Source organism: Streptantibioticus cattleyicolor NRRL 8057 = DSM 46488, from assembly GCF_000240165.1.
GTDB classification, from domain to species: domain Bacteria; phylum Actinomycetota; class Actinomycetes; order Streptomycetales; family Streptomycetaceae; genus Streptantibioticus; species Streptantibioticus cattleyicolor.
In genome coordinates this window covers 1,275,811-1,299,085 of record NC_017586.1, presented here as the reverse complement: position 1 = coordinate 1,299,085, position 23,275 = coordinate 1,275,811, and the positions used below count along the sequence as shown (strand labels likewise).

General features: G+C 73.1%; 23 protein-coding genes. 15 read left to right on the top strand and 8 right to left on the bottom strand.

Annotated elements, in window-relative coordinates:
* Positions 1–35: 35 nt before the first annotated feature.
* Together SCATT_RS05475 and SCATT_RS05470 are read right to left on the bottom strand one after the other, a co-directional pair.
* Positions 36–842, bottom strand: coding sequence for a thioredoxin domain-containing protein (locus SCATT_RS05475; RefSeq protein ID WP_014141943.1), 807 nt, complete (start codon positions 840–842; stop codon positions 36–38).
* Positions 843–879: 37 nt separating this feature from the next.
* A complete protein-coding gene (locus SCATT_RS05470; protein WP_014141942.1) occupies positions 880–1,536 on the bottom strand; it encodes a hypothetical protein in 657 nt (218 codons plus the stop codon).
* A gap of 265 nt (positions 1,537–1,801) precedes the next feature.
* On the opposite strand from SCATT_RS05470, the gene dnaE reads away from it, so the two are divergent.
* Positions 1,802–5,356 carry a DNA polymerase III subunit alpha gene (gene dnaE, locus SCATT_RS05465; RefSeq protein ID WP_014141941.1) on the top strand — a complete coding sequence of 1,185 codons (3,555 nt, stop codon included), beginning with the start codon at positions 1,802–1,804 and terminating at the stop codon, positions 5,354–5,356.
* A gap of 95 nt (positions 5,357–5,451) precedes the next feature.
* Here the strand turns inward: dnaE and SCATT_RS38890 are convergent, their stop codons facing one another.
* Positions 5,452–5,628, bottom strand: coding sequence for a hypothetical protein (locus SCATT_RS38890; RefSeq protein WP_014141940.1), 177 nt, complete (start codon positions 5,626–5,628; stop codon positions 5,452–5,454).
* Between the two features lie 284 nt (positions 5,629–5,912).
* Here SCATT_RS38890 and SCATT_RS05460 point away from each other — a divergent pair, with 284 nt between their 5' ends.
* The 4 genes from SCATT_RS05460 to SCATT_RS05445 all read left to right on the top strand — a co-directional run bounded on the left by SCATT_RS05460 (position 5,913) and on the right by SCATT_RS05445 (position 9,772).
* Positions 5,913–7,157 (top strand): NYN domain-containing protein, encoded by a 1,245-nt coding sequence (locus SCATT_RS05460; protein WP_014141939.1) that lies wholly within the window; start codon positions 5,913–5,915, stop codon positions 7,155–7,157.
* Positions 7,158–7,282: 125 nt separating this feature from the next.
* The gene (locus SCATT_RS05455; RefSeq protein WP_014627542.1) at positions 7,283–8,272 is read left to right on the top strand and encodes an ABC transporter ATP-binding protein; all 990 of its coding nucleotides are present in this window, start codon (positions 7,283–7,285) and stop codon (positions 8,270–8,272) included.
* 2 nt (positions 8,273–8,274) lie between these two features.
* Positions 8,275–9,093 carry an ABC transporter permease gene (locus SCATT_RS05450; RefSeq protein WP_407696645.1) on the top strand — a complete coding sequence of 273 codons (819 nt, stop codon included), beginning with the start codon at positions 8,275–8,277 and terminating at the stop codon, positions 9,091–9,093.
* Between the two features lie 49 nt (positions 9,094–9,142).
* Positions 9,143–9,772 carry an ABC transporter permease gene (locus SCATT_RS05445; RefSeq protein ID WP_014141936.1) on the top strand — a complete coding sequence of 210 codons (630 nt, stop codon included), beginning with the start codon at positions 9,143–9,145 and terminating at the stop codon, positions 9,770–9,772.
* Positions 9,773–9,788: 16 nt separating this feature from the next.
* Here SCATT_RS05445 and ybaK read toward each other — a convergent pair whose 3' ends face one another.
* From ybaK to SCATT_RS05430, 3 genes are read right to left on the bottom strand one after another with little or no spacing between them, the layout of a single operon-like run.
* Positions 9,789–10,292 carry a Cys-tRNA(Pro) deacylase gene (ybaK, locus tag SCATT_RS05440; RefSeq protein WP_014141935.1) on the bottom strand — a complete coding sequence of 168 codons (504 nt, stop codon included), beginning with the start codon at positions 10,290–10,292 and terminating at the stop codon, positions 9,789–9,791.
* Between the two features lie 23 nt (positions 10,293–10,315).
* Positions 10,316–11,035 (bottom strand): LON peptidase substrate-binding domain-containing protein, encoded by a 720-nt coding sequence (locus SCATT_RS05435; protein WP_014141934.1) that lies wholly within the window; start codon positions 11,033–11,035, stop codon positions 10,316–10,318.
* Between the two features lie 51 nt (positions 11,036–11,086).
* Positions 11,087–12,640: a hypothetical protein gene (locus SCATT_RS05430; RefSeq protein WP_014141933.1), complete on the bottom strand. Its 1,554-nt coding sequence runs from the start codon at positions 12,638–12,640 to the stop codon at positions 11,087–11,089.
* A 196-nt stretch (positions 12,641–12,836) separates the two neighbouring features.
* Between SCATT_RS05430 and hisD the strand changes: the two genes are divergently transcribed.
* The 8 genes from hisD (at position 12,837) to hisF (ending at position 18,636) form a co-directional block, all read left to right on the top strand.
* Positions 12,837–14,156, top strand: coding sequence for a histidinol dehydrogenase (hisD, locus tag SCATT_RS05425; RefSeq protein ID WP_014141932.1), 1,320 nt, complete (start codon positions 12,837–12,839; stop codon positions 14,154–14,156).
* On the top strand, positions 14,153–15,253 hold the full coding sequence (locus tag SCATT_RS05420; protein WP_014141931.1) for a histidinol-phosphate transaminase: 1,101 nt from the start codon (positions 14,153–14,155) through the stop codon (positions 15,251–15,253). Before hisD ends, SCATT_RS05420 begins: the two co-directional genes overlap by 4 nt.
* 5 nt (positions 15,254–15,258) lie before the next feature.
* Positions 15,259–15,849, top strand: coding sequence for an imidazoleglycerol-phosphate dehydratase HisB (gene hisB, locus SCATT_RS05415; protein ID WP_014141930.1), 591 nt, complete (start codon positions 15,259–15,261; stop codon positions 15,847–15,849).
* Between the two features lie 76 nt (positions 15,850–15,925).
* A complete protein-coding gene (locus SCATT_RS38470) occupies positions 15,926–16,087 on the top strand; it encodes a hypothetical protein (protein WP_014627539.1) in 162 nt (53 codons plus the stop codon).
* A gap of 11 nt (positions 16,088–16,098) precedes the next feature.
* On the top strand, positions 16,099–16,734 hold the full coding sequence (gene hisH, locus SCATT_RS05405; RefSeq protein WP_014141928.1) for an imidazole glycerol phosphate synthase subunit HisH: 636 nt from the start codon (positions 16,099–16,101) through the stop codon (positions 16,732–16,734).
* Between the two features lie 8 nt (positions 16,735–16,742).
* Positions 16,743–17,468, top strand: a complete 726-nt coding sequence (gene priA, locus SCATT_RS05400; protein ID WP_014141927.1) for a bifunctional 1-(5-phosphoribosyl)-5-((5-phosphoribosylamino)methylideneamino)imidazole-4-carboxamide isomerase/phosphoribosylanthranilate isomerase PriA — start codon at positions 16,743–16,745, stop codon at positions 17,466–17,468.
* Positions 17,465–17,869 carry a RidA family protein gene (locus tag SCATT_RS05395; RefSeq protein WP_014141926.1) on the top strand — a complete coding sequence of 135 codons (405 nt, stop codon included), beginning with the start codon at positions 17,465–17,467 and terminating at the stop codon, positions 17,867–17,869. The genes priA and SCATT_RS05395 overlap by 4 nt, the downstream gene beginning before the upstream one ends.
* Positions 17,866–18,636, top strand: a complete 771-nt coding sequence (hisF, locus tag SCATT_RS05390; RefSeq protein WP_014141925.1) for an imidazole glycerol phosphate synthase subunit HisF — start codon at positions 17,866–17,868, stop codon at positions 18,634–18,636. Before SCATT_RS05395 ends, hisF begins: the two co-directional genes overlap by 4 nt.
* A 17-nt stretch (positions 18,637–18,653) precedes the next feature.
* Here the strand turns inward: hisF and SCATT_RS05385 are convergent, their stop codons facing one another.
* Complete coding sequence (locus SCATT_RS05385; protein ID WP_042507614.1) at positions 18,654–19,286, bottom strand: TIGR03085 family metal-binding protein; 633 nt, start codon at positions 19,284–19,286, stop codon at positions 18,654–18,656.
* A 57-nt stretch (positions 19,287–19,343) separates the two neighbouring features.
* On the opposite strand from SCATT_RS05385, the gene hisI reads away from it, so the two are divergent.
* The gene (hisI, locus tag SCATT_RS05380) at positions 19,344–19,712 is read left to right on the top strand and encodes a phosphoribosyl-AMP cyclohydrolase (protein WP_014141923.1); all 369 of its coding nucleotides are present in this window, start codon (positions 19,344–19,346) and stop codon (positions 19,710–19,712) included.
* Positions 19,713–19,940: 228 nt separating this feature from the next.
* Positions 19,941–21,461: an anthranilate synthase component I gene (locus tag SCATT_RS05375; RefSeq protein WP_014141922.1), complete on the top strand. Its 1,521-nt coding sequence runs from the start codon at positions 19,941–19,943 to the stop codon at positions 21,459–21,461.
* Between the two features lie 73 nt (positions 21,462–21,534).
* On the opposite strand, the gene SCATT_RS05370 is transcribed toward SCATT_RS05375, so the two are convergent.
* The gene (locus SCATT_RS05370; RefSeq protein ID WP_014141921.1) at positions 21,535–22,773 is read right to left on the bottom strand and encodes a S53 family peptidase; all 1,239 of its coding nucleotides are present in this window, start codon (positions 22,771–22,773) and stop codon (positions 21,535–21,537) included.
* Positions 22,774–23,275 lie beyond the last annotated feature (502 nt).

The window sequence follows — 23,275 nt, the reverse complement described above, 5'->3', positions numbered from 1 at the left end:
GTCCGGACGGCCGCGCCCGGACCCGCACCGGAACGTTACTTCTTCGTCCCGAGCTGCTTGTCGATCGTCTGCATCAGCTGCGTGGAGCCGATGATCCCGCTCGGCGGGAAGTTCTGCCCGGCGATCTCGACGACCTTGCCGTCCAGCTTGGCGGTGGGGGTCCCCTGCACGCCGCTGCTGTTGAACGAGTCGGACATCTTCTTGGCCCAGGTGTCGTACGTGCCGTCCTTGACCGCCTTGGTGAAGGCGGCGTTGCCCTTCAGCTCGGGCACCTGGTCGGCGATCTTCAGCAGGTAGGAGCTGTCGGCGAACTTGTCCTGCTGCTCCTCGGGGTGGTTGGCCGCCGAGTACAGCGCGGTGTGGTACTTGACGAACGCCTCCGGGCTGACGTCGAGCGCCGCCCCCAGCGCGGAGAGCGCGTGCTTGGAGCCGGAGCCGCCGAAGCTGTTGTCCAGGAACGTGCCGAAGGTGTACTCGATCTTGTACTTGCCGTCCTGCGCGGCCTTGAGCACGTCCGGGCCGTCCTGCTGCTCGAACTGGGCGCAGATCGGGCAGCGCGGGTCCTCGTACAGGTGGAGGGTGTGGGCGGCCTTCTTGTCGCCGATGGTGACGGTGGTGCCGTCGGTCCCGGCCGCGTTGGCGGGGACGACGAGCGGCTTGGCCTTCTCCCCGGAGTTGGCCACGGCCACCGCGATGCCGGCCGCCGCGCCGAGCACCACGACGACGCCGCCGACCGCGAAGAGCTGGCGGCGCAGCTTGTCCTTCTTCGCCTGCCGCTCGCGCTCCACTTTCAGGCGCTCACGCGCGGACGACTTGTTCTCCCAGGTGTTCTTCTTGCTCATGGCTGATGTGCTCTCCGTCACGAAGGGGTGGGTACGGTTACGCGGACGCGGCCGGGCAGGGCGGCCCGCGTCGTACCACGGAGTGCGTGAGGAGGAGCGGCCGTGGCGCGGCGGCGGCGCGGACGGCCGGACGGGGCACCCGCGGCGCCACCGGGAGCCGGGCCCCGAGCACGGCGCCCACCCGCAGCAGCGGACGGAACGCGAACGCCGCGGTGGCCCGCAACAGCTGCTGCACCGCGGCCTCACCGCGCCGCAGCCACCACGAGGCGGCCAGCCCCACCGCGGCGTGCGCCGCCAGCAGCAGCCAGGGCACCACGGGGTCGGCCACCACCGGCCCGGCCGCCGTCAGCGGGGTGCCGACCGCGCCGCCGTCACACACCAGATCGGCGCCGAAGGTGCGCAGCGGCCCGGTCACCGGACCACCGGCCGGGCCGTAGCAGGCGTGCTGGCCGGTGGTGAACACGGTGTCCGCGGCCAGCTCCAGCGGCACCAGCAGCCCGGAGATCGCCCAGAACCCGCGTTCCCGTCCGGCCAGCGCGTAGGCGGTCAGGAAGACGGCGGCGAAGACCAGCGCCACCATCGTCAACGGCAGCGGCACCCGGGAGAGCAGGACGTGTGACGTGGACGACAGCGTCACGCACAGCCCGGCGAACAGCGCGGCACGCGCCGTCCTCAGCTGTGCGGTCCCTTCCATGGGCCAAGAGTGTGCCACGGCGGGCCGTAGGCGGCGCCTAAAGGTCCGGCAACGATCACGCCGCGATCCCGGCCCCGCCCGATCACGCGGGTGATCGCGGCGGGCCCGGGAGGGGACGGCCGGAGTTGACCGTGGGGTACCGGAGAATGGAGGGGCGGAACCGGGGTCGGGGGGTAGGGTCGGTCCATCCGGTGCCGTGCGGTCCCGCCCGCCGGACCGGCCGACCGATGTGCCCAGACCGCTCCGCTTTCGAAAGGCCCCACCGGTGAGCAAGCCGCCCTTCACCCACCTGCACGTCCACACCCAGTACTCGCTGCTGGACGGTGCCGCGCGGCTGAAGGACATGTTCGCGGCCTGCCAGGAGATGGGCATGACGCACATCGCCATGACCGACCACGGCAACCTGCACGGCGCCTACGACTTCTACCAGCAGGCCACCAAGGCCGGCGTCACCCCGATCATCGGCATCGAGGCGTACGTGGCGCCGGAGTCGCGGCGCAACAAGCGCAAGATCACCTGGGGTCAGCCGCACCAGAAGCGCGACGACGTCTCCGGTTCCGGCGGTTACACCCACAAGACGATCTGGGCGCGGAACAAGACCGGGCTGCACAACCTGTTCCGGCTCTCCTCGGACGCCTACGCCGAGGGGTGGCTGCAGAAGTGGCCGCGGATGGACAAGGAGACCATCGCGCAGTGGTCGGAGGGGCTGATGGCCTCCACCGGGTGCCCCTCCGGCGAGGTGCAGACCCGGCTGCGGCTCGGCCAGTTCGACGAGGCGCTCAAGGCCGCCGCCGAATACCAGGAGATCTTCGGCAAGGACCACTACTTCCTGGAGCTGATGGACCACGGCATCGAGATCGAGCGCCGGGTCCGCGACGGGCTGCTGGAGATCGGCAAGAAGCTCGACATCCCCCCGCTGGTCACCAACGACTCGCACTACACCTACGCGCACGAGGCCGACGCCCACGACGCCCTGCTGTGCATCCAGACCGGCAAGAACCTCTCCGACCCGGACCGCTTCAAGTTCGACGGCACCGGCTACTACCTGAAGTCCACCGACGAGATGTACGCCGTCGACTCCTCCGACGCCTGGCAGCAGGGGTGCGCCAACACCCTGCTGGTGGCCCAGCAGGTGGACACCACCGGGTGGTTCGACAAGCGCGACCTGATGCCCCGCTTCGACGTCCCCGACGGGTACACCGAGGTGACCTGGTTCCGGGAGGAGGTCAACCGCGGCATGGCCCGCCGCTACCCCGGCGGGGTCCCCGAGGACCGGCGCAAGCAGGCCGAGTACGAGATGGACATCATCATCCAGATGGGGTTCCCGGGGTACTTCCTGGTCGTCGCCGACTTCATCATGTGGGCCAAGAACAACGGCATCGCGGTGGGCCCCGGCCGTGGCTCCGCGGCCGGTTCGATCGTCGCCTACGCGATGGGCATCACCGACCTCGACCCGATCGACCACGGCCTGATCTTCGAGCGGTTCCTCAACCCCGAGCGCGTCTCCATGCCCGACGTCGACATCGACTTCGACGAACGCCGGCGCGGCGAGGTGATCCGGTACGTCACCGAGAAGTACGGCGCCGACAAGGTGGCCATGATCGGCACCTACGGCACCATCAAGGCGAAGAACGCCATCAAGGACTCCGCCCGTGTGCTGGGTTACCCGTACGCCATGGGTGACCGGATCACCAAGGCCATGCCCGCCGACGTCCTCGGCAAGGGCATCCCGCTCTCCGGCATCACCGACCCGCAGCACCCGCGCTACAGCGAGGCCGCCGAGGTCCGCGGGATGTACGAGAACGAGCCGGACGTGAAGAAGGTGATCGACACCGCGCGCGGCGTCGAGGGCCTGGTACGGCAGATGGGTGTGCACGCGGCCGGCGTGATCATGTCCAGCGAGACCATCACCGACCACGTCCCGGTCTGGGTGCGCCCCTCCGACGGCGTCACCATCACGCAGTGGGACTACCCCACCTGCGAATCGCTGGGCCTGCTGAAGATGGACTTCCTGGGCCTGCGCAACCTGACGATCATGGATGACGCGGTCAAGCTGGTGAAGGCCAACCGCGGCACCGACATCAAGCTGCTCGACCTGCCGCTGGACGACCCCACGACCTTCGAACTGCTCTCCCGCGGTGACACCCTGGGCGTCTTCCAGTTCGACGGCGGCCCCATGCGCTCGCTGCTGCGCATGATGAAGCCCGACAACTTCGAGGACATCTCCGCGGTCTCGGCGCTCTACCGGCCCGGCCCGATGGGCATGAACTCGCACATCAACTACGCGCTGCGGAAGAACGGCCAGCAGGAGATCACGCCGATCCACCGGGAGCTGGAGGAGCCCCTCAAGGAGGTCCTGGACGTCACCTACGGCCTGATCGTCTACCAGGAGCAGGTGCAGAAGGCCGCCCAGATCATCGCCGGCTACTCGCTCGGCGAGGCCGACATCCTCCGCCGCGTGATGGGCAAGAAGAAGCCCGAGGAACTGGCGAAGAACTTCACCATCTTCCAGGCCGGCGCGCGCAAGAACGGCTACAGCGACGAGGCGATCCAGGCCCTGTGGGACGTGCTGGTCCCGTTCGCCGGCTACGCGTTCAACAAGGCCCACTCGGCCGCCTACGGCCTGGTGTCGTACTGGACCGCCTACCTGAAGGCCAACTACCCGGCCGAATACATGGCGGCGCTGCTCACCTCGGTCCGGGACGACAAGGACAAGTCGGCGGTCTACCTCAACGAGTGCCGCCGCATGGGCATCAAGGTGCTGCCGCCCAACGTCAATGAGTCGGACGCGAACTTCACCGCCCAGGGTGACGACGTGATCCTCTTCGGTCTGACCGCGGTGCGCAACGTGGGCCAGAACGTGGTTGATTCGATCATCCGGTGCCGCAAGTCGAAGGGGAAGTACAGCTCGTTCCCCGACTTCCTGGACAAGGTCGAGGCGGTGGTCTGCAACAAGCGGACCGTCGAATCGCTGATCAAGGCCGGCGCCTTCGACGAGATGGGCCACACCCGCAAGGGGCTCATCGAGCACTACGAGGCGATGATCGACAACGTGGTGCAGGTCAAGCGCAAGGAGGCCGAGGGCCAGTTCGACCTGTTCGGCGGCATGGGCGACGACGACGGCAAGGACGAACCCGGCTTCGGGCTCGACGTCACCTTCTCCGACGTGGAGTGGGAGAAGTCCTACCTGCTCGCCCAGGAACGCGAGATGCTCGGCCTCTACGTCTCCGACCACCCGCTCTTCGGCATCGAGCACGTCCTGGGCGACCGCGCCGACGCGGCGATCTCGGCGCTCACCGGCGGTGACTACGCCGACGGGTCGATCGTCACCATCGGCGGCATCATCTCCGGCCTGCAACGGAAGATGACCAAGCAGGGCAACGCCTGGGCCATCGCCACCGTCGAGGACCTGGCCGGCTCCATCGACTGCATGTTCTTCCCCGCCGCCTACCAGCTCGTCTCCACCCAGCTCATCGAGGACGCGGTGGTCTTCGTCAAGGGCCGCCTCGACAAGCGCGAGGACGTGCCGCGGCTGGTGGCCATGGAACTCCAGGTGCCCGACCTGTCCGAGGCGTCCGCCAACGCCCCGGTCACCATCTCCATCCCCACCGTGAAGGTCACCCCGCCGCTGGTGGCCCGCCTCGGCGAGGTGCTGGAGAGCCACCGCGGCGGCACCGAGGTACGGGTACGGCTCCAGGGCGCCCGCAAGACCACCGTGCTCCGCCTCGACCGCCACCGGGTCGACCCCGACCCGGCGCTCTTCGGCGACCTCAAGGCGCTGCTGGGCCCGGCCTGCCTGGGCGGCACCCAGGCGAGCTGACGCACGCCGGCCGCACGCGCCGTCGCGCGCGGCACACGACAGGGGCGCGCCCTCACGGGTGCGCCCCTGCAACGCGTCCGGCCCGGCCGGGGGCGTCAGTTGTGGCCGAAGCTCTTCCGCCGCTTGCGGGAGACCGGCTCGGCCCCGGCCGCCGCCGGCTCGTCCCGCGACTCCAGTACGGCGGTGGCGGTGGGGGACTCCATGGCGGACGCCGTGCCGCGGGCCGCCGGCCGACGCCGTTCCTGCTTCTGGTTCTTGCCTCGCTTGCCCACGATCGTTCCTCCTGGGATCTCGGACGATGGGCGGTGCCCCCGCAGGGCGCGGCGGCCGGTCCGCGAGGGGGTGCCGCGCGCGCCGGGGGAGCGAACTCAGCGTGGCACGACGGAACTAAAGTCGCATTTCGGGCGTTCACCTGAAGTAACGGACGCCGGCCACGGGTTCTCCCCGGAATCCGCCACGCCGATGATCGAGTTCCCGTTCATATCCTCGATCCGGTCGGGCAGACTCAAGGGAATACCGTGCCGGGGGCGACCGGACGTGGGAAAGAGGGTGGAACGTGGACCGCTGCGTCGTCCTCGTGGACGCCGGGTATCTGCTCGGCGCCGCCGCGAGCCTGCTCGCCGGAGAACCCGCCCGCTCCCGGATCACGGTGGACCACGCCGCGATCGTCCAGGGCCTGCGGGACCGCGCCGAACGGGAGACCGGCCGGCCGCTGCTGCGGATCTACTGGTTCGACGGCGCCCCCGACCGCGTCCCCCAGCCGGAGCACCGCCGGCTGCGTGTCATGCCCCGGGTCACCGTCCGCCTCGGCGCCCTCACCCGTACCGACGGACGCTGGGCGCAAAAGGGCGTGGACGCCGCCATGCACGCCGAACTCTCCGAACTCGCCCGCAACCGCGCCTGCTCCGACGTGGTCCTGGTCACCGGCGACGGCGACCTGCTGCCCGGCATGATGTCCGCCAAGGAACACGGCGTCGCCGTCCACCTGTGGGCGGTGCAGGCCGCCGACGGCGACTACAACCAGTCGGAGGACCTGGTCGCCGAGGCCGACGAACGGCGCGTCCTGGACCGCGAATGGATCACCCGCGCGGTCAAGGCCCGGGACGTCGGCGTGGTCTGCCCGCCGCCCGGCCCGCGCCCGGAGATCGCGGCCATCCTCTCCGCCCCACTGCCCGAGTCGGCCATGCCCGGCGCCCCCGCCAAGCCGGTGCCCGCCGAACCGGCCGCCGCCACCGCCGCGCCCGCCAAGAACGGCCAGGCGCCCGCCCCGGCCGCCCCCGCCAAACCGGGCGTGCCCACCCCCAAGGACCTCGCCGGGCTCAGCGCCGGCCGCGCCCAGCCGTCCGGCGCCCCCCAGCCAACCCCCGCCGCCACCTTGCGCTGGTCGTCCGAGAAGGGGTGGATCGACCGCGGCGCGGGCGAGGCCGCCGACCCCGGGCTGCCCACCCTGGCCCAGCTCACCACCGCCGAACAGCGCTGGGCCGACCGCGAGGAGGACATCACCACGGTCAGCGGCGACCCCTTCGAGGTCGGCCAGGTCTTCGCCCGCCGCTGGATCGACCGCCTCACCAACCCCGCCGACCTGCAGACCCTCTCCGCCGAATACCCCCGGGTGCCGCACCGCATCGACGGTGAGCTGCTGCGCTACGCCGCCCGCTTCGGCCTGCTCGCCCACAAGGACGACCAGATCGACGAACACGACCGCTACGCCATCCGGGCGGGCTTCTGGCGCGAGGTGGACGCCCGGACGGTCTCCGAGGGCTCCTCCTCCCGCGAGCCCTCCCGCGACCCGCGCGACTGACCCCGGCACACCCGGGCCGGGCCCCGCGCCACCGGGCACAGCCACGGCGCGTACGCTCATGGGTCGTGAGTACGGGCACTGAACGGGCGGCGGCCCCCCGCACCGCCGCCGGGGCCCGCGGAGCGGTGTGGACCGTCCGTGGGCTGGTCAAGAGCTATCCGGCGGGACGGCCGGGCGGACGGTTCGGCGCGCGCGGACGCGGCCCCGCGCCCACCGCCGTACGGGCCAACGACGGCATCGACCTCGACATCCGGCGCGGCGAGATCTTCGGCCTGCTCGGCCCCAACGGCGCCGGCAAGTCCACCCTGGTCCGCCAGCTGACCGGGCTGCTCCGCCCCGACCACGGCACCATCCGCCTGCTCGGCCACGACCTGGTGGCCCACCCCGAGCGGGCCGCCCGGCTCATCGGCTACCTCGGCCAGGAGTCCACCGCGCTCGACGAACTCACCGTCGCGCTGGCCGCCGAGACCACCGGACGCCTGCGCGGCCTCGATGTCCGCGCCGCCCGCGCCCAGCGCGACGCGGTCCTGGACGAACTGGGCCTCGCCCCGCTCGCCGACCGCCCGCTCGCCCGGCTCTCCGGCGGCCAGCGGCGCCTCGCCTGCTTCGCCGCCGCCCTGGTCGGCGACCGCCCGATGCTGGTGCTGGACGAACCCACCACCGGCATGGACCCGGTCGCCCGCCGCGCGGTGTGGGCCGCGGTGGACCGCCGCCGCGCCGAAGCGGGCGTCACCGTCCTGCTGGTCACCCACAACGTCATCGAGGCCGAGACCGTCCTGGACCGGGTCGCCGTGCTCGACCGCGGCCGGGTCATCGCCTGCGACACCCCCGCCGGACTCAAGGCCACCGTGGCCGGCGACGTCCGGCTGGACCTGGTGTGGCGCGACGAGGCCCCGCTGGGGCTGCCGGAGATCGCGGCCCTGCGCGAACGCGCCGAGACCGCCGGGCGCCGCTGGACGCTGCGCATGCCGCAGGAGCGCGCCCGGGCCGTCGTCGCCTCCGTCACCGCCGGCCCCGCCTTCGCCGCACTGGACGACTTCACGCTGGCCACCCCCAGCCTGGAGGACGTCTACCTGGCCCTCGGCGGCAGCGAGAAAGGACTGGTCAAGGCGTGACCATCGACTCCGTCCCGGTGACCGCGCCCGCGCCGGAGGCCGACGCCCCCGGCGCCGTCGGCCCCGTCCCGCTCGCCCCGCGCACCCGGCTGCTGCCCGCCCTCGCCGCGGTCTACCGCGCCCAGCTCTCCCGCGCCCGCGTCTCGCGGATCCCGCTGCTGTTCGTGGCGACCTTCCAGTCCATCGGCATCATGATCCTGATGCGCGGCGTGGTGGCCGGCGGCACCGACGCCGCCCAGGCCGTGGTGGCCGGCTCCGCCGTGCTGGTGGTCGCCTTCGTCGGCCTCAACCTGCTCGCCCAGTACTTCGGCCGGCTGCGCGCCTCCGGCGGTCTCGACCACTACGCCACGCTCCCGGTGCCGGCCGCCTCCGTGGTGCTCGGCGCCGCCGCCGCGTACGCCTCGTTCACCGTGCCCGGCACGCTGGTCACCGCGGCCGTCGGCTGCGTGCTGTTCCACCTGCCGATGGCCCACCTGTGGGTGCTGGCCGCGGTGGTGCCGCTGGCCGGGGCCGCCCTGTCCGGGCTCGGCGCGGCCCTGGGGCTGCTCGCCCCGCGCCAGGAACTGGCCACGCTGCTGGGCCAGTTGGGGATGTCGGCGGCGCTGCTGCTCGGTGTGCTGCCGGCCGGCCACCTGCCGGAGCCGGTCCGCTGGGCCCGGGACCTGCTGCCGTCGACGTACGGGGTGGAGGCGTTCGCCCGCACCTTCCGCGCCGCCCCCGACTGGGTCGCCGTCACCGGTGACCTCGGGGTGTGCGCGGGCGTCGGCGTGCTGTCGCTGGCGGTGGCCACCTGGGCGTACCGCAGGGCCGCGTACCGCTGACGGCCGGGGCAGACCCCGGCCGCCGGGGCACACCTGGCACGATAGGCGGGTGACCGCACCGCTGCCCCCGCACGACCAGCACCCGCCGCAGCCGCACACCGGCGCGCCCCCCTCGCGCGGCGCCGATCTGCGCGACGGGCTGGTCGCCGCCCTCGTGGTGGCCGTCTCCGGCGTGCTGCTGGGCCTGCTGTGGTTCTGGCTGGCGCCGCGCGTGCCGCTGATCTCGGACGGCTCGGTGGTCTACCTCAAGGACCCGGAGGGCGAGCAGTCGGTCGCCGCGGACGGCTGGTTCACGCTGATGGCGCTGGGCTTCGGGGCGCTGAGCGCGGTCGCGGTCTACTTCTGGCGGCGCGGCGGCGGCGTCGCGCTGGCGGTCGCGCTCGCCGTGGGCGGGCTGCTCGCCGCGCTGGTGGCCTGGCGGATCGGGGTGTGGCTCGGGCCGACGCACGACGTGGCCGGGCACGCCAAGGCGGTCGGAGCCGGCAAGGTCTTCTCCGGCCCGCTGCAACTGCGCGCCACCGGTTCGCTGCTGGCCTGGCCGGTCGCGGCGATGGCCGTCTACCTGCTGCTCACCTCGCTGCTCACGCCGCGCCCGGCCGAGCCCGCGCCCCGCTGGGACGGCTGGAGCGCGCCGGGGGAGACCCCGCCCGGCCAGGGCACCCCGCCCGCCGCGTCCTGACGGGGCGGCCGGGACGTCAGCGGTACGCCGCGATGCCGGCCGTGGCCGCCGAGGTCAGCTCGACCAACGCGGCCGGGGCCAGCTCCACCTCCAGGCCGCGCCGTCCCGCCGAGACGTGGACCGTCGGGTGCTCCAGCGCCGAGACGTCCACCACGGTGGGCAGCCGCTTGCGCTGGCCCAGCGGTGAGATCCCGCCGCGTACGTAACCGGTGGTGCGCTCGGCGGCGACGGGGTCGGCCAGCACGGCCCGCTTGCCGGAGACCGCGGCGGCCAGCGCCTTGAGGTCCAGCGAGCCGGCCACCGGCACCACGGCGACCGTCAGCGCCTCGTCGACCTGGGCGACCAGCGTCTTGAAGACCCGCTCCGGGGCCACCCCGAGCGCCGCCGCGGCCTCCGCGCCGTACGAGGCCGACGCCGGGTCGTGCGGATAGGCGTGGACGGTGAACTCCACCCCGGCGGCGGCCAGCGCCGCCGTGGCCGGCGTACCCCCGGCGCCCTTGCCCTTGGTCCTCTTCGCCATACCCCAGACTTTCTGACGCTGCGTCAGTTGCGGTTGGTGCGCTGCCGGGTCAGCTCCACCGCCGGCAACGACGGCAACTTGCCGATCAGCGCGGTCTCCCGGCGCAGCAGCGCCAGCTCCTCCGCCAGCCGCGCCGCGGTGTCCGCGCACTCCAGCAGCCGCTGCTTGACCGGCACCTCCACCACCATCGCGGCGGCCACCAGGTAGGAGAGTACCGACGGCCGGTCCGGCAGTTCCTGCGGCGCCGCCAGCGTCCGCTCCCGCGCCCCGGCCAGCAGCTTCTGGTAGCCGCGGAACGCCCGGTCCACCGCGGACGTCAGCGCCCCGGCGCCCGTCCCCGGCTCCTCCGGCAGCATCTCCACCTCACCGACCAGATACGGCCCCGAGGCGTCCACCGACAGCACCCGGAACCGCGTGGTGCCGGTGGCCACCAACTCGTAACCGCCACCGGACTGCTCCTGCACCGAGGCCACGTCCGCCACGCACCCCACCGGGTACAGCGCCCGGTCCAGATCGGGGCCGAACCCGGCGGCCGGCCCGGTGTCCGCCGTCCCCGGACCGCTCGGCGCCACCTCGTGCCCGTCCCGGATGGCCACCACCCCGAACTGCCGCGGCCCGTCGGCCGGCAGCGCCAGCAGATCGCGAACGAGCGCCCGGTACCGCTCCTCGAAGACGTTGAGCGGCAGCACCAGGCCGGGGAAGAGCACGGCACCGAGCGGGAAGAGCGGCAGGGAGACGGTCACAGCGGTCAAGCCTATGCGCACCTTCCGGCCGGCCAGACCGGTTTCCCCGGATCACCCCCGGCGCAGCAGCCGCGACGCCCCCGCCGCCACCGTCGTCGCCAGCATCCACCCCAGCAGGTTCATCCCCGCCGCGATCCACTGCGCGGCCCCGCTCAGCCGCCAGGCGTTGCTCTGCCCCAGGTCGGCGAAGGGCAGCAGCAGATCGAGGGCGAGCAGCGCCGGGTTCCAGTGCGGCCACGCCTGCTCGTCCACCGGCGGCGGGGCGGGCCGGCCGGCGAAGTACAGGGCGCCCACCGCCCACAGCACCGCCATCCACAACGCGGCCCGCCCCGGCCGGTACCCGTACCCCACCGTGACGTCCTGCAGGCACCCCCAGACCTTCCCGGCCAGCGGCAGCGTCTCGCGCCGCCGCCGCTGCTTGGCCAGCAGCACCTCCCGGGCCTGGGAGTCCTCCCCGCTGCCGCGCAGCGCCTGGGCCAGCGTCTCGTACGGATCCGGGTTGTACTCCGGCGTCGCGTCGGCGAGCCAGGCTATCCGGCGGGACAGCGGGAACGACCCCTGCGGCGCCAGCGACTCGTAGGAGAAGCCGGCCAGGTCGATGCCGCCGGCGCCGGGCCAGCTGGAGCGGGCGTCGGTCAGGTTGCCCACCCGCGCCCCGGCCAGCGAGATCCGGCCGGACGGCGGCTCGTCCAGGGTCAGCCGCAGCTCCGGGGTCTGGATCCGGCGCAGCGACAGCGTCTGCGCGCCCACCAGGTGGAACCGGGCCTTGTCGGCGATGACCGCGTTGCCGAACCGCCCGTCGTCCAGCCGCACCCCGCCCTCGCAGGAGAACCGCCGGGTGCGCACCCCCACCGGCGGGGTGCCGCCGTCGAGGTGGCCGCTGAGCCAACCGGAGCTGAGGTAGAGCGTGTGCTCCACGGTGACCCGGGCAGCGTTGAGCGCGTACCGCCCGTACGGGTTGCGCAGCGTGCTGCCGCGCAGGCTGAGCCGGCCGCCGATCCGGGCGCTGCGCAGACTGATCTCCCCGGCAGCCTCCACCAGTTCGGCCTCCATGTCCTGCGCCACCGTGAGCCCGTCCGCGGAGATCGCCTGCCCCGACCGGTCCTGGCCGACCACCAGCTGGTTGAGGAGGAGGTCGGTGCCGATGTGGGCGTCGGTGAGCCGGATGCCGCCGGGCACCGTGCAGCGCGGCAGGTGCAGATCGCCCTCGGTGGACAGCCGCGCCGCCTCCACCCGCGGCACCGCGCAGCGCAGCAGCCGCAACGTGCTGAAGTGGGCCTCCGGCAGCAGCAGCCGGCAGTCGAAACGGCAGTCGCGTAACTCCACGTACGGCCGGACCTGGCCGCCGGAGAGGTCGAGCACCCCGGTCAGCAGCGCCCCGGCCAGCTTCAGCGCGGCCACCCGGCCCGGCTCCCGGCCCGGCCCGTCCAGCAGCAGCCGGGCCACCACGATGGCCCGCACCGTACGTGACGCGTCCCACTCCAGGTCCGCCGCCGGATCGTCCAGCTCCGGGTCGCCGGTGCGCAGATCGCACGGGTCACCCCGGCGGAAGGCGTCCCACAGCCTCGCCTCGGCCGGCGTCAGCCCCTCCAGCGGCTCGGTCATCACCCGTCCCCCTCCCGGATCCCGCTGTGATCACCAGTACGGCACGTTAGCGGCCGGTTCCGACAGTCGCGCCCGGTCGCGCGCGCGGCGCTCGGCGGTCACCGCGCGTCCCGGCCGTCCCACGAGCGCCCCACGCCACGTCTCACCACGTGGAGGCTGCCCGCGTGCCGCGGAAGGGCTGCCTACACTTGGGGCCGTGATCTCCCGAATCGATCTGCGCGGCACCGCCTTCCCCGAGGGCGGGATCGACCGCGACCTGCTGCCCCGTGCCGAGCTCGACGTCGAGGCCGCCCTGGAGAAGGTGCGCCCCATCTGCGACGACGTACGGCATCGCGGCACCGCGGCGCTGATCGAGTACGCGCGGCGCTTCGACGGCGTCACCCTGGACCGCGTCCGGGTGCCCGCCGACGCCCTCACCCGGGCCCTGGCCGGACTCGACCCGGCGGTCCGCGCCGCGCTGGAGGAATCCATCCGGCGCGCCCGGCTCGTCCACCGTGAACAGCGGCGCACCGACGTCACCACCCGCGTCGTCCCCGGCGGCACCGTCACCGAACGGTGGGTGCCGGTCGAACGTGTCGGCCTGTACGTGCCCGGTGGCAACGCGGTCTACCCGTCGTCCGTGGTGATGAACGTGGTGCCGGCGCAGGAGGCCGGCGTCGGCTCGCTGGCCGTCTCCTCCCCGCCGCAGGCCGACTTCGACGGCCTGCCGCACCCCACCATCCTGGCCGCCTGCGCCCTGCTCGGCGTCGACGAGGTCTACGCGGCCGGCGGCGCCCAGGCCATCGCCATGTTCGCGCACGGCACCGAGGAGTGCCGCCCGGTCAACCTGGTCACCGGCCCCGGCAACATCTGGGTGGCCGCCGCCAAGCGCCTGCTCAAGGGGCGCATCGGCATCGACGCCGAGGCCGGGCCCACCGAGATCGCGGTGCTCGCCGACGACACCGCCGACCCCGTCCACGTCGCCGCCGACCTGATCAGCCAGGCCGAGCACGACACGCTGGCCGCCGCCGTGCTGGTCACCACCTCCCCGGCGCTGGCCGACGCCGTCGCCGCCGAACTCGACCGCCAGGTCGCCGCCACCAAGCACACCGAGCGCATCACCGAGGCGCTCACCGGCAAGCAGTCCGCCGTGGTGCTGGTCGACACCCTCGACCAGGGGCTCGCCGTGGTCGACGCCTATGCCGCCGAGCACCTGGAGATCCAGACCGCCGACGCCGCCGCGGTCGCCGCCCGGGTCCGCAACGCCGGCGCGGTCTTCGTCGGCCCCTACGCCCCCGTATCCCTCGGCGACTACGCGGCCGGCTCCAACCACGTGCTGCCCACCGGCGGCTGCGCCTGCCACTCCTCGGGCCTTTCCGTCCAGTCCTTCCTGCGCGGCATCCACGTCGTGGACTACACCCGCGACGCCCTCGCCGAGGTCGCCCACCACGTGGTGACCCTCGCCGAGGCGGAGGACCTGCCCGCCCACGGCGCCGCGATCAAGGCCCGGTTCGAGTGGAAGGTGCCGCAGGGGTGACCCGCATCGACGACCTGCCCATCCGGGACGAACTGCGCGGCAAGTCCCCGTACGGCGCCCCCCAGCTCGACGTACCGGTGCAGCTCAACACCAACGAGAACCCCTACCCGCTGCCCGAGCCGCTGGTGGAGCGGATCGCCGAGCGGGTCCGCGAGGCCGCCCGGGGCCTGAACCGCTACCCGGACCGGGAGGCGGTCGAGCTGCGCACCCGGCTCGCCGCCTACCTCACCCGCACCACCGGCCACCCGGTGGAGGTCGGCCAGGTGTGGGCGGCCAACGGCTCCAACGAGGTCATCCAGCAGCTGCTCCAGGCCTTCGGCGGCCCCGGCCGCACCGCCCTCGGCTTCGAGCCGTCGTACTCGATGCATTCGCTGATCTCCCGCGGCACCGGCACCACCTGGATCTCCGGGCCGCGCGACGCGGACTTCACCGTCGACGTCGAGGCGGCCCGGGCGGCCATCGCCGAACACCGCCCGCACGTGGTCTTCGTCACCTCCCCGAACAACCCCACCGGCACCGCGGTCGACGCCGACACCGTCCTGTCGCTCTACGAGGCCGCCCAGGCGGCCCGCCCGTCGCTGTTCGTGGTGGACGAGGCGTACGTCGAGTTCTCGCACCGCCCCTCGCTGCTGCCGCTCCTCGCCGGCCGCCCCAACCTGGTGCTCTCCCGCACCATGTCCAAGGCGTTCGGCGCGGCCGGGCTGCGGCTGGGCTACCTCGCCGCCGACCCCGCCGTGGTCGACGCCGTGCGCCTGGTGCGGCTGCCCTACCACCTCTCGTCGGTCACCCAGGCCACCGCGCTCGCCGCGCTGGAGCACACCGATACGCTGTTGAAGTACGTCGAGCAGCTCAAGGCCGAGCGTGACCGGCTCGTCACCGGGCTGCGGTCGGCCGGCTACGAGGTCACCGACTCGGACGCCAACTTCGTCCAGTTCGGCCGCTTCGAGGACAGCCACGCCGCCTGGCAGACCATCCTCGGCCACGGCGTACTCGTCCGCGACAACGGCGTACCTGGCTGGCTGCGGGTCTCCGCGGGCACCCCGGCGGAGAACGACGCGTTCCTCGACGCGGTACGCGCGATCAAGAAGGAGCTTTAGCCACCATGAGCCGCGTGGGCCGCGTGGAACGCACCACCAAGGAGACCTCCGTCGTCGTCGAGATCAACCTCGACGGCACCGGGGTCGTCGACATCTCGACCGGGGTCGGCTTCTACGACCACATGCTCGACCAGCTCGGCCGCCACGGGCTGTTCGACCTGACCGTCAAGACCGACGGCGACCTGCACATCGACAGCCACCACACCATCGAGGACACCTCGCTCGCCCTCGGCGCCGCCTTCAAGCAGGCGCTCGGCGACAAGCGCGGCATCGTGCGCTTCGCCAACGCCTCCGTCCCGCTGGACGAGTCGCTGGCCCAGGTCACCGTCGACCTCTCCGGCCGCCCCTACCTGGTACACACCGAACCCGAGGGCATGGCGCCCGTGATCGGCGCCTACGACACCACGATGACCCGCCACATCCTGGAGTCCTTCGTGGCCCAGGCGCAGATAGCGCTGCACGTCCACGTCCCCTACGGACGCAACGCCCACCACATCGTGGAGTGCCAGTTCAAGGCGCTCGCCCGCGCACTGCGGTACGCCTCCGAGATCGACCCCAGGCAGCCGGGGATCCCCTCCACCAAGGGTGCGCTGTGAGCGGCGCACGCGCGGCTGCCGGGCCGCGGACGACCGGCGAGGCGCGCTGTCGCCGCGCGGGCGGAGAAGCTCACGGGTGGGTGCTGTGAACAAGGCGGCGTACCTCTTCATCCTCCTCGGGCTCTTCCTCGCCGGAGGCGTCTACTCGTTCTGGAAGCAGAAGCTGCCCAAGGGCGTGATCGTGCTGATGGGGATCGGCGCGGTGATGTCGCTCGCCGCCGGTCTGCTGCGGCTGTAGAAGGGACCGACATGAGCAAGCGCGTGGTCGTCTTCGACTACGGCTTCGGAAACGTACGCTCCGCCGAGCGGGCGGTGGCCCGGGCCGGCGCCGAGGTGGAGATCACCGCGGACTACGACCGGGCGATGGCCGCCGACGGGCTGCTCGTGCCCGGCGTGGGCGCCTTCGCCGCCTGCATGGCCGGGCTGCGCACCGCCCGCGGGGACTGGATCATCGGCCGCCGGCTGGCCGGCGGCCGTCCGGTGCTGGGCATCTGCGTCGGCATGCAGATCCTCTTCTCCCGCGGCGTCGAGCACGGCGTGGAGACGGCCGGCTGCGACGAGTGGCCCGGCACCGTGGCCCCGCTGCGCGCCCCCGTCGTCCCGCACATGGGGTGGAACACCGTCGAGGCCCCCGAGGACTCCCGGCTCTTCGCCGGCCTCGACCGCGGCGAGCACTACTACTTCGTCCACTCCTACGCGGTGCGCGAGTGGGAGCTGGAGACCGGCAACGAGGCCATCCGGCCGCCCAAGGTCACCTGGGCCACGCACGGCGACCGCTTCGTGGCCGCGGTGGAGAACGGCCCGCTGTGGGCGACCCAGTTCCACCCCGAGAAGTCCGGTGACGCCGGCGCCAAGCTGCTGTCCAACTGGATCGAGACCCTGTGAGCCCCGCGATGTCCACGCTCGAACTCCTGCCCGCCGTCGACGTCCGCGCCGGCCAGGCCGTCCGCCTGGTGCACGGCGAGTCCGGCACCGAAACGTCCTACGGCGACCCGCTGGAGGCCGCCCTGGCCTGGCAGCGGGCCGGGGCCGAATGGCTCCACCTGGTCGACCTCGACGCCGCCTTCGGCACCGGCGACAACCGGGAGCGGATCGCCGAGGTGGCCCGCGCCATGGACATCAAGGTGGAGCTCTCCGGCGGCATCCGCGATGACGCCTCGCTGGCCGCCGCCCTGGCCACCGGGTGCACCCGGGTCAACCTGGGCACCGCCGCCCTGGAGGCCCCCGAGTGGGTGGCCAAGGCCATCGCCGAGCACGGCGACAAGATCGCCGTCGGCCTCGACGTCCGCGGCACCACGCTGCGCGGCCGGGGCTGGACCCGGGACGGCGGCGACCTGTACGAGACGCTGGCCCGCCTCGACTCCGAGGGGTGCGCCCGCTACGTGGTCACCGACATCGCCAAGGACGGCACCCTCCAGGGCCCCAACCTGGAGCTGCTGCGCAACGTGTGCGCCGCCACGGACAAGCCGGTGGTCGCCTCCGGCGGCGTCTCCAGCCTCGACGACCTGCGGGCCCTGGCCGCGCTGGTGCCCGAAGGTGTGGAGGGCGCCATCGTGGGCAAGGCCCTCTACGCCAAGGCGTTCACCTTGGAAGAAGCGTTGGAGGCAGTGTCCCGATGAGCGAAACCCCCGCCGTGCGGCGCGTCCAGACCGACAGTCCATGGGAAGAGACGATCGGCTTCGCCCGCGCGGTGGCGGTGGGCGACCGGGTCCTGGTGGCCGGCACCATGCCGCTGGTCAAGGGGGTGCTGCAGGGCGAGGGCGACCCGTACCAGCAGAGCGTGGTCGCCTTCCGCAACGCGCTCGCCGCCCTGGAGCCGTTCGGCCTGGGCAAGGAGCACGTGGTGCGCACCCGTATGTACCTCACCCACTCCCGTGACGTGGACGCGGTGGGCCGCGCGCACAAGGAGATCTTCGACGGCGCCCGGCCGGCCGCCACCCTCGTGGTGGTCTCCGGCTTCGTCGACTCGCGGGTGCTGGTCGAGGTGGAGCTCGAAGCTTTCGGAGGAGATTCGTCGTGAGCCTGGCCGTCCGGGTCATCCCCTGCCTCGACGTGGCCGACGGCCGCGTGGTCAAGGGGGTCAACTTCCAGAACCTGCGGGACGCCGGCGACCCCGTCGAGCTGGCCAAGGCGTACGACGCCGAGGGCGCCGACGAGCTGACGTTCCTCGACATCACCGCCTCCGCCGGGGACCGGGAGACCACCTACGAGGTGGTCCGCCGCACCGCCGAGCAGGTCTTCATCCCGCTGACCGTCGGCGGCGGGGTGCGCAGCGCGGGCGACGTGGACCGGCTGCTGCGGTCGGGCGCCGACAAGGTGGGCGTCAACACCGCCGCCATCGCCCGCCCCGAGCTGATCCGGGAGATCGCCGAGCGCTTCGGCCGCCAGGTGCTGGTGCTCTCGGTGGACGCCCGGCGCTGCCCGCCCGGCACGGTGACCGACTCCGGCTTCGAGGTGACCACCCACGGCGGCCGGCGCGGCACCGGCATCGACGCGGTGGAGTGGGCGCACCGCGCGGCCGAACTGGGCGCCGGGGAGATCCTGCTCAACTCGATGGACGCGGACGGCACCAAGGACGGCTACGACACCGCGATGATCAAGGCGGTACGGGAACACGTCGCCGTACCGGTGATCGCCAGCGGCGGCGCCGGCAAGCTCGCCGACTTCCCGCCGGCCATCGAGGCCGGCGCCGACGCCGTACTCGCCGCCTCCGTCTTCCACTTCGGCGACCTGCGGATCGGCGAGGTCAAGCGCACCCTGCGGGAGGCCGGCCACCCGGTCCGCTGAACCGCGGGGCCGCGCCGTCAGATGCCGAGCTTGGCCGTCTCCAGCCGGCCCACGGCCTCCTTCTCCCCGTCCAGCGAGACGCGGGCGGCCGACTGGCGGCCGAAGACGAAGAGCGTCAGCTCGGCCGGCTCGCCGGTGACGGTGACCACCGGGGTGCCGCGCCGGGCCACCGCGGTCTGGCCGTTGGGCCGGCGCAGCACCAGGCCCACCGGGGCCCCGCGGCCAAGCAGCCGCGACCCCTTCTCCAGCCGCTTCCACAGCGCCTCGGCGAAGACCGGGTCGACCTCGCGCGGGCTCCAGTCGGGCTGCGCCCGCCGGACGTCCTCGGCGTGCACGAAGAACTCCACGCTGTTGGAGACCTCGTCGATCTGCTTGACGGCGAACGGCGACATCTTCGGCGGCCCGGTGCGGATGAGCTGGATCAGCTCGCCGTAGGGCTTCTCGGCGTACTCCTTGCGGATCCGCTCGCCGCGGGCGGCCAGTTGCGGGACGACGATCCCGGCCGCCGCGTCGCCCCGCCGTTCCCGGACCACCACGTGCGCGGCGAGGTCACGGGTGGTCCAGCCCTCGCACAGGGTGGGGGCGTCGGGGCCGGCGCTTTCCAGCAGGTCGGCCAGGAGCAGTCGTTCACGGCGCGCATGAGTGGACATGGCGTCAGCGTACGCCGCGGCCCCGGCCCCGGTGGGCACGGCTGCCACAATGGGGGTATGCCAGCGTCTTCCTCCTCCCGCCTCGACCCCGCCGTCGCCGCCCGCCTCAAGCGCGACCCCGACGGCCTGGTGCCGGCCATCGCCCAGCAGTACGACACCGGTGAGGTGCTCATGCTCGGCTGGATGGACGACGAGGCGCTGCACCGCACGCTGACCACCGGACGCTGCACCTACTGGAGCCGCAGCCGCCAGGAGTACTGGGTCAAGGGGGACACCTCCGGCCACGTCCAGCACGTCAAGTCGGTCGCGCTCGACTGCGACGGGGACACGCTGCTGGTCAAGGTGGACCAGGTGGGCGCCGCCTGCCACACCGGCGACCGCACCTGCTTCGACGCCGACCGCCTCCCGCTGACCGGCCCCCGGTGAGTTGTGGGGTGGCAAGGTCCTGTCGTCAAGAGATCGCCGGGCCGCCCGGAGGGCGGTGCCCCGCGGGGTCTACGGGGGTCCCCCCAGGCGAAGCTCTGGGGGCGTGTGATCGCAAGGCGGAGGGAGGAGAGCGCAGCGGGCTGCGCCGACGACCGACAACGCCGCGAGCGCGCGTGCCAGACGCCGCGGGGCAGGCGAGGTCTTGACGACAGGGCCTAGGCTGCCCCCATGACCACGGGCCATGTCACCCCCGACCTTGAGACCTTCCGCGAGCTCGCCCGGGACCGCCGGGTCATCCCGGTCACCCGGCGGCTGCTCGCCGACGGGGACACGCCGGTCGGCCTGTACCGCAAGCTCGCCGGCGAACGGCCGGGCACCTTCCTGCTGGAATCCGCCGAGCAGGGCCGTTCCTGGTCCCGCTACTCCTTCGTCGGGGTACGCAGCTCGGCCACGCTGACCGAACGCGACGGGCGGGCGCACTGGCTGGGCACCCCACCGGTCGGCGTGCCGGCCGCCGGCGATCCGCTCAGCGTGCTGCGGGCCACGGTGGAGGCCCTGCACACCCCGCGCGACCTGCACTCCGGCGGCGCCCTGCCGCCCTTCACCGGCGGCATGGTCGGCTACCTCGGCTACGACGTGGTACGCCGCCTGGAACGCATCGGCGACCACGCCAAGGACGACCTCGGGCTGCCCGAGCTGACCATGCTGCTCACCTCGGACCTGGCGGTGCTCGACCACTGGGACGGCACGGTGCTGCTGATCGCCAACGCGATCAACCACAACGACCTGGCGACCGGGGTGGACGAGGCGTACGCCGACGCGGTGGCCCGGCTGGACGCGATGGCCGCCGACCTGGCCCGTCCGCTGCCCGGCTCCGCCGCCGAACTGCCCGCCGCCGCGCTGCCGGAGTTCACCGCGCGCTGGGGCGGCCCCGACTTCCAGGCGGCCGTGGAGGACGTCAAGGAACGCATCAGGGCCGGCGAGGCGTTCCAGGTGGTCCCCTCGCAGCGGTTCGAGACGCCGTGCCCGGCCGGCGCCCTCGACGTCTACCGGGTGCTGCGGGCCACCAACCCGAGCCCGTACATGTACCTGTTGCGGTTCGACGGGTTCGACGTGGTGGGTTCCTCGCCGGAGGCGCTGGTCACGGTGGAGGACGGCCGGGCGATGGTGCATCCGATCGCCGGCACCCGGCCGCGCGGGGCCACCCCGCAGCAGGACCTGGCGCTCGCCGAGGAGTTGCTGGCCGACCCCAAGGAGCGGGCCGAGCACCTTATGCTGGTCGACCTGGCCCGCAACGACCTGGGCCGGGTGTGCGAGCCGGGCAGCGTGGAGGTGGTCGACTTCATGTCGATCGAGCGCTACAGCCACGTGATGCACATCGTCTCCACCGTCACCGGCACCGTCGGCCCCGGCCGGACCGCCTTCGACGTGCTCACCGCCTGCTTCCCGGCCGGCACCCTCTCCGGTGCCCCCAAGCCCCGGGCGATGCAGATCATCGACGAACTGGAGCCCACCCGGCGCGGGTTGTACGGCGGCTGCGTCGGCTACCTGGACTTCGCCGGGGACTCCGACACCGCGATCGCCATCCGCACCGCGGTCCTGCGTGACGAGGTGGCCTACGTCCAGGCCGGCGCCGGAGTGGTGGCCGACTCCGACCCGGTGGCCGAGGACACCGAGTGCCGCAACAAGGCGGCGGCGGTGCTGCGCGCGGTGGCCGCCGCCAACCACCTGCACGCGCGGCGCGGTTGACGCCACGCGACGGATCCGGGCCGCCCGCGGTCGGGCGGCCCGGATCGTCATCGCCGGGGGAGCGGAGGGGCCGTCAGCCCTTGAAGGCGGTCAGGCCGTTGGGGGTGCCCAGGCCGGTCGGGCCGTCGTAGCCGGTCTTTCCGGAGCACAGGTACGTCCCGCCGCACGAGCCGTTGGAGCCGCTGGTCACGTCGAACAGCGACGAGGTGTGGGCGTACGGGAACGAGGCCGGGGTGGAGCCGGCGGACGGGGTGCCGGCGTCCGCGTAGACCGCCGCGATGATCGGCGCGGAGACGCTGGTGCCGCCGAAGACCTCCCAGCCCGGGTCGCCGCCGTAGGTGTCGTAGACCGCGACGCCGGTGCTCGGGTCGGCCACCGCGGAGACGTCGGCCACCGTGCGCTTGGTGCAGCCGGTGTCCTTCTGCCAGCTCGGCTTGGTGTCGTACTTCGAGCAGCCGGATCCCGCGCCGCTCCACGCCGACTCGCTCCAGCCACGGGAGTTGGAGGCGGTCTTCAGGCTGGTGCCGCCGACCGCGGTGACGTACTTGGAGGCCGCCGGGTACTCCACGCCGTAGCCGGAGTCACCGGAGCTGACCGTGATGGCCACGCCCGGGTGGTTGAAGTACGAGGAGTCGTAGCTCGAGTCGGAGGAGGACTCGCCGCCGCCGTAGCTGTTGGAGACGTACTTGGCGCCCAGCTTGACGGCCTCGTTGACGGAGGCGCCGAGGTCGCCCATGGAGGAGGAGTTGGCCTCGACCAGGATGATGTGGGCGCCCGGGGCGATCGCCGAGACCATGTCGACGTCGAGCGACTCCTCCTCGGCCCAGCCGGCGTCGGCGGTGGGCAGCGAGGTGGTGCTGCCGGTCTGGCCCACCTTCTTGAAGCAGCCGTTGGCGCTGGTGCACGCGGGCAGGCCGAACTGCGAGCGGTAGGCGGCCAGGTCCTTCTCGGCGTTGGGGTTGTCGTAGGCGTCGACGATGGCCACCGTCGCCCCGGCGCCGCCGCCCGACGGCAGCTTGTAGGCCGCCTGGAGCTGGGCGGGGCCGTAGCCGGAGGGCGCGGCCAACGGGGTGAGGCGGCCGACCGCCTTGGCGGAGACGGTGCCGCCGGTCACCTTGAGCGCGTCGCAGGCCGCCCAGTTGACGTGCTTGGGGGTGGAGCACGAGTGGACGGTCCGTACGCCGTGCGGGGCGGGCGCGGTCTGCTGGGCGTCGGCGGCGGGCGCGGCGGCGAGGGCGGAGAGCGCCAGGCCGGCGACGGCGGTCACGGAGAGCCCGGCGTGGCGGAGCGCCTTCGGCGAGGTTCTGCGCAAGGTACTGCCTCCTGTGGGGAGTCATGTGGGGGCAGGCCGCCCGGTCAGGGTGCTCGGAGGGCCTGTTCGCGCGAGACGTGCAGGGGGCCGTGCTGCGGGTGCGGGGTGGTGCGGTGCGTTTCCGGCGGTGCGTTCCGGCGGTGCGTTCCGGCGGTGCGATTCCGGCGGTGCGGGGGGATGCGTACGCGGGGATGAGGTCGCTTGCGGTGCACGGGGACGCTGGGGTGGCACACGTCGATGCGGTGCGGATGGTGCGGCGGTGCTCGGTGGTACGGTCGGCCGGGCCGCGGTCCGATATCCGGAAGCGCTTCGTCGGAGAACGTATTCTGACGGGCGCACGTCAACAAGGTGCGTCCAGCACTCTCTACCGGTGCTTTGCCCGTCCTTGGTTCCGCGTCGAGCCAACGTTTACCCCGCCGTGGGGTGCCGTGAGGCATGGCCCGGCCGGACGGCGGGTAGCGGTGGCCCCGCGCGCCGGGCGCCCCCGGATGCCGGAGCCACC

Coding starts and splice junctions, on each gene's coding strand:
- SCATT_RS05475 (WP_014141943.1), bottom strand. CDS start 842: ATGAGCAAGAAGAACACCTGGGAGAACAAGTCGTCCGCGCGTGAGCGC.
- SCATT_RS05470 (WP_014141942.1), bottom strand. CDS start 1,536: ATGGAAGGGACCGCACAGCTGAGGACGGCGCGTGCCGCGCTGTTCGCC.
- ybaK (WP_014141935.1), bottom strand. CDS start 10,292: ATGGCGAAGAGGACCAAGGGCAAGGGCGCCGGGGGTACGCCGGCCACG.
- SCATT_RS05430 (WP_014141933.1), bottom strand. CDS start 12,640: ATGACCGAGCCGCTGGAGGGGCTGACGCCGGCCGAGGCGAGGCTGTGG.
- hisB (WP_014141930.1), top strand. CDS start 15,259: ATGAGCCGCGTGGGCCGCGTGGAACGCACCACCAAGGAGACCTCCGTC.
- hisH (WP_014141928.1), top strand. CDS start 16,099: ATGAGCAAGCGCGTGGTCGTCTTCGACTACGGCTTCGGAAACGTACGC.
- priA (WP_014141927.1), top strand. CDS start 16,743: ATGTCCACGCTCGAACTCCTGCCCGCCGTCGACGTCCGCGCCGGCCAG.
- SCATT_RS05395 (WP_014141926.1), top strand. CDS start 17,465: ATGAGCGAAACCCCCGCCGTGCGGCGCGTCCAGACCGACAGTCCATGG.
- SCATT_RS05385 (WP_042507614.1), bottom strand. CDS start 19,286: ATGTCCACTCATGCGCGCCGTGAACGACTGCTCCTGGCCGACCTGCTG.
- hisI (WP_014141923.1), top strand. CDS start 19,344: ATGCCAGCGTCTTCCTCCTCCCGCCTCGACCCCGCCGTCGCCGCCCGC.
- SCATT_RS05375 (WP_014141922.1), top strand. CDS start 19,941: ATGACCACGGGCCATGTCACCCCCGACCTTGAGACCTTCCGCGAGCTC.